Source organism: Erwinia sp. INIA01 (genome assembly GCF_025947915.1).
Classification (GTDB): domain Bacteria; phylum Pseudomonadota; class Gammaproteobacteria; order Enterobacterales; family Enterobacteriaceae; genus Erwinia; species Erwinia coffeiphila.
The window spans coordinates 263249-275047 of the sequence record NZ_JAPDNC010000006.1; the positions used below are offsets into that span (position 1 = coordinate 263249).

Below are 11799 nucleotides of genomic sequence, written 5' to 3' on the forward strand. Positions count from 1 at the left end.
TATGGAAAAGGAACAGCTGGTTGAGATTGCCAACATGGTGATGCCGTTTGGCAAGTACAAAGGGCGGGTGTTGATCGATCTGCCCGAGGAGTATTTGCTGTGGTTTGCCCGCAAGGATGAGTTTCCACAGGGCAAGCTCGGCGATCTGATGCAGATTACGCTGGCGATCAAGATTGAGGGGCTGGAAGGGCTGGTTAAGCCGCTGAAGCGGGGATAATGGTTGGTGGGGAATGCCCGTTGCCTGCGTGCCCGGAGAGTTCGCTGGCTGGCTGTTCCCCCGTTCGGTCTGGTCCTCGCGCCGCTTTGCGGTGCTCTCACTTCGTGCGTCAGCCGGGCGGAGCGCCACAGACGGGCGATGCCTGTTGCCTGCTGATTCGGAGAATGCGCTGGCTGGCTGTTCCCCCGTTCGGTCTGGTCCTCGCGCCGCTTTGCGGTGCCCTCACTTCGTGCGTCAGCCGGACGGAGCGCCACAGACGGGCGATGCCTATTGCCTGCGAGCTCGGAGAATGCGCTGGCTGGCTGTTCCCCCGTTCGGTCTGGTCCTCGCGCCGCTATGCGGTGCCTTCACTGCGTGCGTCAGCCGGACGGAGCGCCATAGACGGGCCGTCCTGGCCCGGCTTTGGCTTTCCCCCGCGTCCATGCGGGTGAATCCTGGCTTCCTCTCTGCGCTCAGCGCTGCGGATGACTCGATCGGGGGAACGGCCAGCCTGCTGCCGAAAAATTGTGTCGTCTGATAAACACCCTGATTTGCCTGTGCGGTTCTATGTGGCGGTGGTTTCAATCTCGAGCCCATTGAAAGTAATCCTGATGCTCAGAGCTAAGAACATCGGCGGTTGGCTGAATTCCATTTTGCGGCTAAAAACTGATAATCCGTACCAGAAATTACCTGCCTGTTGAGCAACTTTCAGCTTACCTGCCTTTAAGAAACAGCGAGCAAAATGTATCAAGGGGAACAGCCTCTGCGGATGACGGGCAATCCGCAGCGCTGAGGTGCAGGCAGCGGGGCCGGAGATGGCAGCAGGGATGCTGACATCAGGCGTGGCGTGGGCAGGACGCCCGCTCCAGGCCGGTCCGAAAGACCCGATGCCGAAACCGAAGGCACCGCAAAGCGGCGCGAGGACCGCCCGGCAGCCGCAGAGGCTGTTCACCAGCACCTGTGCGCCAGCCATTCAGCAAAAAAGTCAGTATCATTGACTGGTGCCGAAACCGAAGGCACCGCAAAGCGGCGCGAGGACCGCCCGGCAGCCGCAGAGGCTGTTCACCAGCACCCGTGCGCCAGCCATTCAGCAAAAAAGTCAGTATCATCGACTGGTGCCGAAACCGAAGGCACCGCAAAGCGGCGTGAGGACCGCCCGGCAGCCGCAGAGGCTGTTCCCCAGCCCACCATGCGCCAGCCATCCAGAAAAAATTAAACCTCAGTAACTTAAAATTGCAGCCAAAAAAATAGCCGCTCCAAAATGAAGCGGCTATTTCAGCATTCCGACAGGTCACAGGCTAAACGCCCTGCAACCAGATTACTTCTGTGACTCCACCAGCGGCTTACCCGCTGCTGCCGACTGCGCCGCCAGCTTCTCACCCGACTTTTTATAACGCTGGGCCAGCATCGAACACACCATCAACTGCACCTGATGGAAAATCATCAACGGTAGCACGATAATCCCCACCGCCGACGACGGGAACAGAATATTCGCCATCGGAACCCCGTTCGCCAGACTCTTCTTCGAGCCGCAGAACAGAATGGTAATTTCATCCGCCCGATTGAAGCCAAACAGACGCGCCGCAGCAAGGTTGATAGCCAGAATCAGGAACAGCAGAACCAGGCTGCCGACCACAATCCACAGCAGAGTACTAACGCCAACGCGCGTCCAGATACCGTTCACTACCGCTTCACTGAAGGCAGAGTAAACCACCAGCAGAATCGATGCCTGATCGGTCTGGCCGATAAGCTTACGGTTTCTTTCCACCCACTCACCAATCCAGCGGCGGGAAATATGCCCGACAATAAACGGCACCAGCAGTTGCAGCATAATCTTGCCGATCTGCTCAAAATTACCGGTGGCTGCATCGCTATTCACATTCATCAGCAGGCCAACCAGCAGAGGCGAAACAAATACCCCCAGCAAACTGGATGCCGATGCGCTACAAACCGCCGCCGCAACGTTACCACCCGCCAGTGAAGTCAGAGCTATCGACGACTGTACGGTAGCAGGCAGAATGCACAGATACATAAAGCCGGTGTAGATCTCGGTACTGAGCGGCAGCGGATGCCACCAGACCAGCAGCATACCGAGCGCCGGGAAGATAACGAAGGTGCTGAACATCACCCACAGATGCAGCCGCCAGTGGCCGCCGCCGGCAATAATCTTCTCTTTCGAGAGCTTGGCACCGTGCATAAAGAACAGCAGGGCTATTGCGGCAGTGGTCAGCCATTCAAAAAAATCAACGAAGTGGCCGCGTGCAGGAAGGAAAGAAGCCAGCAGAACGGTGGCGATCAGTTTCAGCATCAGAGGATCGAGACGAAATTTACCCATTGTTAAAGCCTTGTTATACAAACATGCGGCTATTGTGCGATGGGTAGGTTTAGAAATAAAATTGATTTATTAAATGAATATATGAGAAGAATCGATGAATTACACGTTGCGTCAGCTTCGGGTGTTTGTGGCCGTTGCCGCACAGGGCAGCTTCAGCCAGGCAGGGCAGGCGATAGGCCTGAGTCAGTCAGCGGTCAGCCACAGTATTAAAGAGCTGGAAGGGGAGATGGGGATTCGTCTGCTTGACCGCACAACGCGTGAGGTCGTGCTGACGGAGGCCGGGGAGCAGCTCGCCAGCAGGCTGGAACATCTGCTGGAGGAGTTAAACAACACCCTGCTGGATGTACGCAGCTACGGCCAGCAGCGCAGCGGTACGGTGCGCGTTGCCGCCAGCCAGACCATTTCAGCACATCTGATGCCCCAGTGCCTTGCTGCCGGGCAGCTGAACTATCCCGAAATCCGGGTGATGCTGCGCGATCGCCCGCAGCAGTGGGTGCTGCAAAGCATTCGTAATGCCGAAGTCGACTTCGGCATCGTTATTGGCCCGCTGCATTCGGACGATCTGCAGTGTGAAGCCATTCTCGATGAACCCTTCCTGCTGCTGTGCCGGATGGACGACCCGCTGGCGCAGCAGCAAACCATTCACTGGCATATGCTCAACCAGCGCACGCTGGTGCTACAGGATTACGCCTCCGGAAGCCGGGTACTGATTGATGAAGCGCTGCGCCAGCAGCAGGTACAGGCTGATATCGCGCAGGAAATTGGTCATCCGGCCACACTCTACCCAATGGTGGAGGCGGGGATTGGCATCAGCATTCTGCCTGCGCTGGCACTGCCGCTGCCGCAGGGGAGGCCGCTGATGGTCAGAAGGTTAGTGCCGGAAATCAACCGCACTATTATGCTGGTGCGGCGTAAGAATCGTTCGCTGACCCCCGCCGCCGAGGCCATCTGGCAGGAGGTTCGCCAGCAGGCCTCGCTGTTGATGGAGCAGCGCAACTTGACGCCGCCGTACTAAGCGGACAGGGGGCAATGTTGACGCCGGGATGGCAAAAGCCTGACGATAACGCCTCCGTTGGCAAAGATAAGTTATTGCCTCACGGACGGTGGAAACTTGAAGATAAAAATCATTTAAACCTGATTTATGAGAAAACGACTCGCCGCTGCGGTTTACAATTCTCTATCCCTCTCTTTTATGAATAGATTCAATGCAGAGCAATCGTAATTTGCCTTTTGTTGCCGCCTTTGCCGGGATGATTTCCGTGCAGTCCGGGGCGGCCTTCGCCAAGACCCTTTTCCCCTTAGTGGGAAGCGACGGGGTGGCAGCATTACGGCTGGGAATTTCAGCCATTGTGCTGCTGGCTGTCTTTCGTCCCTGGAATATCAAAAAAGGCGATATTTCATGGCCTTCAATGCTGCTTTATGGCGTGATTCTGGCGCTGATGAACCTGCTGATTTACCGCGCCTTTGCTTATATTCCAGTGAGTATTGCGATTTCTATTGAAGTGATGGGGCCGCTGCTGGCCGCGCTGCTCACTTCGCGGCAAAAGTCCGATCTGATCTGGATTGCACTCTCAGCTCTGGCGATGGTGCTGCTGGCCGCCGGGGATGTAAAAGGGGAAATCGATCTGCGTGGCGTCGGGTTCTCGCTGGCGGCGGCGATGTTTTGGGGGCTTTATGTGATTATCGGCCGGCGGGTTTCCGGCGGCGGCGGGCGTTCGGTGGCGATTGGCATGACGATTGCGGCGTGCATCGCGGTGCCGCCGGGAACCGTTCAGGCCGGGATGGCGCTGTTCTCGCCCGAAGTCCTGCTGGTGGGCTTTAGTGTGGCGGTGCTGTCGAGCATGTTGCCGTTCCTGCTGGATATGTACGCCATGCGCTGGCTGCCTTCACGGGTGTTTGGCGTGCTGCTGAGCGGCTCTCCGGCGGTCAGCGCTATTGCCGGGTGGCTGGTTTTGCACGAAACCCTGACCCTGATTCAGTGCCTTGGTATTGCCTGCGTGATGGCCGCCTGCGCCGGGTGCGCGCTGTTTTCCCGGCAGAAAACGGCATCGTGACCGTTATGGCCTGTCGTCCAGATCGAATAATGGAATTTTCAGGCCAGTTTTCACCGGGTCGAGTACGATCAGCGTGCGGTAGGTCAGAATATCCATGTTATCGGCAAAATGTTGCCTGACCAGCTGTTCGAAGTGCTGTAAATCGCGGGAAATCATAATGATGATAAAGGAGACGCCGCCGTTAACGAAGTAGCACTGCTGGATCTCCTCCACATTGCGAAAATAGCGTTTCGCCCGATCCATCACCAGGCTGCGATCTTCAACCAGCCGCGATTCAATCACCGCGGTGATCGGATTCCCCACCGTTGCCGTATCGATCACCGCAACATGACTTTTAATCACGCCTTTCTCTTCCAGTCGGCTGATGCGCCGTTGAATTGAGGGTGTGGAAAGCCCCACCTGTTCTGCTATGGCCGAATGCGGCAGGCGATTATTGCTTTGCAGGATGTCGAGGATCGCGAGGTCGAAACGGTCCAGGTCGTTTTTGGTGATTTTTTTTCTCATTTCTTCTGTGAGTTAGGTGCTTAATGGCCAGTTTGGCGAGTGTTTTAATCATTGGGTTCGGGAACTTTAACACAGTGGGTGAGGGGAGGTATCTAAGCCGCGATGGGCTAAGTTGAGTTTTCTGGCTATGAAGTCAGATATGGGTAATTTGAGGTGCTGAATGCTGAATGCTGAATGCTGGGTGCTTTTTTGGGCTATGGAGGTTGCGCTGGCTGGCTGTGCCCCCGAGAGGGCGGTCCTCGCGCCGCGTTGCGGTCCCATCACTTCGCTCGTCAGCCTGTCGGACCGCCAAAGACGGGCCGTCCATGGCCCGGCTTTGTCTTTCGCCCGCGTCCTGCAGGCGAATCCTGGCTTCCTCTCTCCGTTCAGCGCTGCGGATTGCCCTTTCGGGGGCACAGCCAGCCTGCTGTATTGCTTTCGTAGCCCATGACAGATGCAAAAAATAACGATCGCGACGTTCAAGGGGAATCTGCCTGGTTATGTCTGTTCCTGAATTAAACGTTCTGACAGCAGACGCATAGGCGATTCAAATCCTGGCTTCCTCTCTTCGCTCAGCGCTGCGGATTATCCGGTCGGTGGACCGGCCAGCCTGCTGTGTTGCCTGCGGAAATATACAAACTGCGAAAAAAACAGCCAGCACGATACTCTGGGGAGTTTAAAGTCAGCCGTTCAGCAGATCTGGATTTTGTTTGAAAGCCGCGTTCGCGTTACGTAAAGGGGGAACGTCGCTGCTGCGAGTGGAGGGCAATCCGCAGCGCTGAGGTGATAGCCGTGGGACAGGAGATGGCAGCAGGGACGATGCCATCAGGCGTGGCGCGGGCAGGACGCCCGCTCCAGGCCGGTCCGGGAGGCACGCGGCTGTTGCCGAAGGTATCACGCAAAGCGTGACGCGAGGACCGCCCGCAACCGCAGCAGCGACGTGGACCTGGGCGCTCACCCAGCCAGAATCACAAATCACAAATAGCAAAAAGGCGCCTTTAGGGCGCCTTCTTAACACTGGTGGGTCGTGCAGGATTCGAACCTGCGACCAATTGATTAAAAGTCAACTGCTCTACCAACTGAGCTAACGACCCGATATGGTGGGTGATGACGGGCTCGAACCGCCGACCCCCTCCGTGTAAAGGAGATGCTCTACCAACTGAGCTAATCACCCATATCGTTACTGCTTTGATAAGTTGAGATTGGTGGGCGATGACGGGCTCGAACCGCCGACCCCCTCCGTGTAAAGGAGATGCTCTACCAACTGAGCTAATCGCCCAATCTCACTACTTATCTACACTGCGAGCCTACCGAAGTAGATGGTGGGTGATGACGGGCTCGAACCGCCGACCCCCTCCGTGTAAAGGAGATGCTCTACCAACTGAGCTAATCACCCCCGCTGTGTGGAGTCGCATTATAGGGATCCGCGAAAATGAGTCAACGCTTTTTATGAGTAAAATGTGAGTTCGCCTTAAAAATAGTCAGGATGTTCTGATTTCAGGCAAAAACAGAGGCTTGCCGAAGAAAATCACCGCGATGACCGGGGCAGAAGTGGGGATTGGCGTTGAGGATTCGTCTGCGAGTGATAGAATATCTGCCACGAAAATCAGACTGGCATAATTTGCCCTGACTCTGGCCAAAGCATCCGCGTAATAAGGCATTCATTAATGAAAATCAAAACCCGCTTCGCTCCCAGCCCAACTGGCTATCTGCACGTTGGCGGCGCTCGTACTGCACTTTACTCCTGGCTGTTTGCCCGTAATCACGGCGGTGAGTTTGTGCTGCGCATCGAAGATACCGATCTGGAGCGGTCAACCCAGCAGGCGATCGATGCCATTATGGATGGTATGAACTGGCTGAATCTCGACTGGGATGAGGGCCCGTACTATCAGACCAAGCGTTTCGATCGCTATAACGATGTTATCGATCAAATGCTGGAAGCCGGCACCGCGTACAAATGTTACTGCTCTAAAGAGCGTCTGGAAGCGCTGCGTGAGCAGCAGATGGCGAACGGCGAGAAGCCGCGTTATGACGGCCGCTGCCGCGATAGCCATGAGCATCACGCTGACGATGAGCCTTGCGTAGTCCGCTTCCGCAACCCGCAGGAAGGTTCGGTTATTTTTGACGACCAGATCCGCGGCCCGATTGAGTTCAGCAATCAGGAACTGGACGATCTGATTATTCGCCGCACCGACGGTTCGCCGACCTACAATTTCTGCGTGGTTATCGATGACTGGGATATGGGCATTACCCACGTAATTCGTGGTGAAGACCATATCAACAACACCCCGCGTCAGATCAACATTCTGAAAGCGATCGGTGCTCAGGTGCCGGTTTACGCCCACGTTTCGATGATCCTCGGCGACGATGGCAAAAAGCTGTCCAAACGCCACGGCGCGGTCGGCGTAATGCAGTATCGCGATGACGGCTACCTGCCGGAGGCGCTGCTGAACTATCTGGTACGTCTGGGCTGGTCACATGGTGACCAGGAGATTTTCTCCGTCGATGAGATGAAAAAGCTGTTCGATCTGGATGCGGTCAGCAAATCTGCCAGCGCCTTCAACACCGAGAAGCTGCAGTGGCTGAACCATCACTACATCAACACTCTGGCACCGGAATATGTGGCGACTCACCTGCAGTGGCACATTGAGCAGGAAAACATTGATACCCGCACGGGGCCGCAGCTGTCTCAGCTGGTGACCCTGTTGGGCGAGCGTTGCAAAACGCTGAAGGAGATGGCGGCATCCTGCCGTTACTTCTACGAAGACTTCGATGATTTCGATGCCGATGCGGCGAAGAAACACCTGCGCCCGGTGGCGCGTCAGCCGCTGGAAGTGGTACGCGATAAGCTGGCAGCCGTTGCTGACTGGACGGCAGAAAACGTTCATCACGCCATTCAGGCGACCGCGGACGAGCTGGAAGTCGGTATGGGTAAAGTGGGTATGCCGCTGCGCGTTGCGGTAACCGGTGCCGGGCAGTCGCCGGGTCTGGACGTTACCGTACAGGCTATTGGGAAATCACGCAGCATTGCGCGTATTGAGAAAGCGCTGGCGTTCATCGCCACCCGCGAAGGCTGATTTCAGTCTGTACCTGATTTTATCCAGATAACTTAGCCCTTCAAACAATGCCGGCCACTCAGATGGTCGGCATTTTTTTCAGCTCCCGCAAAGCGTTGCTCAAAATCCTCCGCCAGCTGTTCCAGCGTTACGCTTCCCAGACGTTCAAGCAGGAGCGCCTGAGCGGCATCAAACGCCTCGCTAAGCGCCGCGTTAACGGCCTGTTCAACCAGGCATTCCGCATGATCGGTGGATAATCCAATGGCAAAGATCGTTGACGATCCCAAAGCCTGGTGAATATCCAGCAGGGTGATCTCCGCCAGCGGCTTAGCCAGCATCCATCCCCCACGATGACCTTTTTCTGAGCGTACAAATCCTTGTTCCCGCAGCAGGGCCATGGTCCGCCGTACGACTACCGGGTTGGTATTCAGCATTTGCGCGATGGTATCGGAAGTGGTGGCCGTTTCATGGCGTGCAATATGGATGAGTACGTGAAGCATGCGTGACAGACGTGTGTCGTTTCTCATAACGGTACGATCCTGAGCAAAGTTGTACGAATTATTACATGAAACAATAAAAGTTACGAGATGATTGACAGTGCGATATCACGTAACTTATGTTGTGACGATATTGATTCGGATGAGTCAACCAGACAGGAGATACCTTATGACTTTTGAAGCGATCGTTATTGGCGGCAGCTATGCTGGCCTTTCTGCGGGTCTGCAGCTGGCACGTGCGCGCCGTAAGATCCTGATGATTGATGCCGGCCTGCGCCGTAATCGATTTGCCGGACATTCCCATGGATTTCTAGGGCAGGATGGCCGCGAGCCGGGCCAGATTGCCGATGAAGCGCGCAGGCAGCTAATGGCCTATCCCAGCGTTGAATGGCTTGCGCAGTCAGCGATCGGGGTGAAAAAAGAGGCGGGTGGTTTTATTGTCAGCACCCAGGACGGGCGAAGTTTTCATGGTCTGCGGCTGATTCTGGCGACTGGCGTGGTGGATGAACTTCCCGGCATTCCGGGGCTGCAGGAACGCTGGGGAAAACAGGTTTTTCACTGTCCCTACTGCCATGGCTATGAGCTGAACGGTGGTCCAATCGGTGTGCTGGCGGCTTCTCCCGGCGCTATTCATCATGCCATGATGTTGCCCGACTGGGGACCAACGACCTTCTTTTTAAATCAGGTATTCGAACCTGATTCAGAGCAGCTTGCCGGGCTTGCAGCACGCGGTGTCTTACTGGAGCGTGAGGCCGTGATCGCGATGGGGGGCGATACGCAAATTAACATAACGCTCGCCGACGGGCGGGTGTGTAAACTGGCGGGGGTCTTTACCCAGCCGCGAACCCGCATGGCCAGTCCGATAGCTGCTGCATTAGGATGCGAATTTGAGGAGGGGCCGACGGGGCCGTTTATCAAGGTTGATGCCATGCGTGAAACCAGCGTTTCCGGCGTGTTTGCCTGCGGTGATGCAACGGTAGCGGCAGGAACAGTCGCTATTGCCGTCGGGGAGGGCGCACGCACGGGTAGTGCCGTTCATCATTCGCTGATTTATCGGGAAGTGCGTTAGCCAGGAAGATGTTGAAAAGTTCCACCGCCACTCAGCCAGGCTAAATCAGGTAAAGCGTGGCTCAGGTGGTATTTCTATTCAGGTTATCGCTAATCACTCCATTAAAAAGGGCCCATGAAAATCATGAGCCCTTTAATTACTCCAGTTACTGCGTTAATTAACCGAATGACATGAAGCGGTTTGGTCGCAGAACGGGTTGGTTAAACGTTACGAATTCCTAACCTTTGCAGTATCCCCTGAATCCCTTCACGCAGCAGTAATGCCGTCAACTTTTCCTGTTCATCGGTGCTCAGCTGTTGCAGCGATGAAACCAGTAAAGCAGAAAGAGAACTCTGGTTAACGCGATAATGCGCCGTGGGTTCAGTTGCGTGACGCGTTGATTTAAGGAATGATTTTACCTGTTCATCGATAAAAATCATCCTGGCTTTCCCACCCTGAACTCCGGGTTTTGGGGCGGTTGTCCAACCCTCTTTCTTAACCCATTTATTGATGGTTTGTCTGCTGAAACCTGTTTGCTGTGCCAGTTCTTCCGGCGTTAACCAATCCTTTTTCACTATCTATCCCTTTTAGCCGAACAAAGTAATTGAACATATTACAACAATTCATCACTTGAACAACTAATACAAATTACTAACCTTTAGTCAAATGAAAGGAAAAATACGTGGAACAATAGGAAATTTCCCCCGCAGCGGGCGCGCGGGGGAGGATAAATTAGCGGGAAACAGCCACTTCTTCGGTGCGAGGACGGTAGGCGATGTAATATGCCAGTCCTACAAATACCGCGCCGCCAACGGTATTACCGAGGAATACGGCAACAAAGTTTGGCAGATATTCGGCCCAGCTCAGGTAACCGGCAAAAATTGCGGCAGGAACGATAAACATATTTGCTACGACGTGCTGGAAGCCGATGGCCACAAAGGCCATAACCGGGAACCACATGCCGAAGATTTTACCGACCACATCTTTACTGGCAAAAGCCAGCCAGGTTGCCAGGCAAACCAGCCAGTTGCAGCCAATACCTGAAATAAACGCGTGCATAAAGTCTGCATTAACTTTCGCGCTGGCAATCGCTACGGTTTTCTTCAGGTAATCACCTTCGGTCATGCCAATCATATGGCCAAACAGCCAGGCAATTGCCACGCTGCCGATAAAATTACCGATAGTGACCCAGAACCAGTTACGCAGCAGGCTTAGTGCGCTAATTTTGCGTGCAAACCAGGCAACAGGTAATAGCATCATATTTCCGGTCAGCAGCTCACCGCCGGCCAGAATGGTCATAATAATGCCTACAGGGAAAACAGCAGCGCCAAGCAGCACGCCGAAGGAACCCCAGTCGGCAGGTAGCTGGTTAATAACGTGGATATAGAGCAGGAAGCCGAAGGCGATAAAGGCACCGGCCATGAAACCCAGAATTAATAACGAAGAGACGGATGAACGACTTTTAACCACGCCAGCCTGAACGGCAAGAGCAGCGATTTCTTTTGGTGTGTGCAAAGACATGGGGGCTCTGATTTTTAGTAATGATAAACTGCCGGATTCCGTCGCGTGCTGAAACGCGCGCATCCAGCGCAGAGAAGGCCCGGCATCCAAATTCGGGCGCAAGTTTTGCACGCTCAGTTAACAAAAACAAGCAACTTTACTTATAAAAATTACCAATAATTAACAGCGAAAGCTAAGTGGCTGAACCAGGGGAATTCTTAGGGGATTCCTGACGGAACTCCAATCTTGGTGATAATAACCTGTCGTAATGAGTCTGGCGCAGTGAGGGGGTTAAAACAGGAAATTAACGCTTTTATCATCGCTTTGGCGTCTTTTTCAGCGATCGATCTCAGATTGTTAATTTGCCGTTGACACCAACCGTGCTGTTTCATATTATCCCCGCCGTCAACACGACACGGTTTTTCGGACTGGGGGTATAGCTCAGCTGGGAGAGCGCTTGCATGGCATGCAAGAGGTCAGCGGTTCGATCCCGCTTATCTCCACCAAATCTTACCAGAAGATTCAGGTGGCACCGAAAAACAGAGTTTAGCAGTGGGGGTATAGCTCAGCTGGGAGAGCGCTTGCATGGCATGCAAGAGGTCAGCGGTTCGATCCCGCTTATCTCCACCA

General features: G+C 54.7%; 11 protein-coding genes and 6 tRNA genes. 7 read left to right on the forward strand and 10 right to left on the reverse strand.

Features of this window, described 5'->3' with window-relative positions; translation table 11 throughout:
• Position 1 precedes the first annotated feature (1 nt).
• Positions 2-217 carry a DUF3820 family protein gene (locus OMR58_RS13150; RefSeq protein ID WP_105593313.1) on the forward strand — a complete coding sequence of 72 codons (216 nt, stop codon included), beginning with the start codon at positions 2-4 and terminating at the stop codon, positions 215-217.
• A 544-nt stretch (positions 218-761) separates the two neighbouring features.
• On the opposite strand, the gene OMR58_RS13155 is transcribed toward OMR58_RS13150, so the two are convergent.
• Both OMR58_RS13155 and OMR58_RS13160 read right to left on the reverse strand, forming a co-directional pair.
• Positions 762-1169 carry a hypothetical protein gene (locus tag OMR58_RS13155; RefSeq protein ID WP_264546160.1) on the reverse strand — a complete coding sequence of 136 codons (408 nt, stop codon included), beginning with the start codon at positions 1167-1169 and terminating at the stop codon, positions 762-764.
• Positions 1170-1514: 345 nt separating this feature from the next.
• On the reverse strand, positions 1515-2531 hold the full coding sequence (locus tag OMR58_RS13160; RefSeq protein WP_200563829.1) for a bile acid:sodium symporter family protein: 1017 nt from the start codon (positions 2529-2531) through the stop codon (positions 1515-1517).
• Positions 2532-2625: 94 nt separating this feature from the next.
• Here OMR58_RS13160 and OMR58_RS13165 point away from each other — a divergent pair, with 94 nt between their 5' ends.
• Positions 2626-3546, forward strand: a complete 921-nt coding sequence (locus OMR58_RS13165) for a LysR family transcriptional regulator (RefSeq protein ID WP_264546161.1) — start codon at positions 2626-2628, stop codon at positions 3544-3546.
• A 190-nt stretch (positions 3547-3736) separates the two neighbouring features.
• Positions 3737-4585, forward strand: a complete 849-nt coding sequence (locus tag OMR58_RS13170; RefSeq protein WP_105593316.1) for an EamA family transporter — start codon at positions 3737-3739, stop codon at positions 4583-4585.
• A gap of 3 nt (positions 4586-4588) precedes the next feature.
• Here OMR58_RS13170 and OMR58_RS13175 read toward each other — a convergent pair whose 3' ends face one another.
• The 5 genes from OMR58_RS13175 to OMR58_RS13195 all read right to left on the reverse strand — a co-directional run bounded on the left by OMR58_RS13175 (position 4589) and on the right by OMR58_RS13195 (position 6464).
• Positions 4589-5089, reverse strand: coding sequence for an Lrp/AsnC family transcriptional regulator (locus tag OMR58_RS13175; RefSeq protein ID WP_264546162.1), 501 nt, complete (start codon positions 5087-5089; stop codon positions 4589-4591).
• Positions 5090-6086: 997 nt separating this feature from the next.
• Positions 6087-6162 (reverse strand) — tRNA-Lys (locus OMR58_RS13180).
• 4 nt (positions 6163-6166) lie between these two features.
• Positions 6167-6242: transfer RNA gene (locus OMR58_RS13185), tRNA-Val, on the reverse strand.
• Positions 6243-6271: 29 nt separating this feature from the next.
• Positions 6272-6347 (reverse strand) — tRNA-Val (locus OMR58_RS13190).
• A 41-nt stretch (positions 6348-6388) separates the two neighbouring features.
• Positions 6389-6464: transfer RNA gene (locus tag OMR58_RS13195), tRNA-Val, on the reverse strand.
• A gap of 271 nt (positions 6465-6735) precedes the next feature.
• On the opposite strand from OMR58_RS13195, the gene gltX reads away from it, so the two are divergent.
• Entirely contained in the window at positions 6736-8145 is a 1410-nt protein-coding gene (gene gltX, locus OMR58_RS13200; protein WP_105593317.1) for a glutamate--tRNA ligase, read from the forward strand.
• A gap of 32 nt (positions 8146-8177) precedes the next feature.
• On the opposite strand, the gene OMR58_RS13205 is transcribed toward gltX, so the two are convergent.
• Entirely contained in the window at positions 8178-8651 is a 474-nt protein-coding gene (locus OMR58_RS13205) for an Rrf2 family transcriptional regulator (protein WP_105593318.1), read from the reverse strand.
• 139 nt (positions 8652-8790) lie between these two features.
• On the opposite strand from OMR58_RS13205, the gene OMR58_RS13210 reads away from it, so the two are divergent.
• Positions 8791-9690, forward strand: a complete 900-nt coding sequence (locus tag OMR58_RS13210) for an NAD(P)/FAD-dependent oxidoreductase (protein ID WP_264546163.1) — start codon at positions 8791-8793, stop codon at positions 9688-9690.
• Positions 9691-9890: 200 nt separating this feature from the next.
• Here the strand turns inward: OMR58_RS13210 and OMR58_RS13215 are convergent, their stop codons facing one another.
• Entirely contained in the window at positions 9891-10244 is a 354-nt protein-coding gene (locus OMR58_RS13215; protein WP_105593320.1) for a YfeC-like transcriptional regulator, read from the reverse strand.
• Positions 10245-10401: 157 nt separating this feature from the next.
• The gene (locus OMR58_RS13220) at positions 10402-11190 is read right to left on the reverse strand and encodes a formate/nitrite transporter family protein (RefSeq protein WP_200548105.1); all 789 of its coding nucleotides are present in this window, start codon (positions 11188-11190) and stop codon (positions 10402-10404) included.
• 409 nt (positions 11191-11599) lie between these two features.
• Between OMR58_RS13220 and OMR58_RS13225 the strand changes: the two genes are divergently transcribed.
• Together OMR58_RS13225 and OMR58_RS13230 are read left to right on the forward strand one after the other, a co-directional pair.
• A tRNA-Ala gene (locus OMR58_RS13225) sits at positions 11600-11675 on the forward strand.
• Between the two features lie 48 nt (positions 11676-11723).
• Positions 11724-11799, forward strand: a tRNA-Ala gene (locus OMR58_RS13230).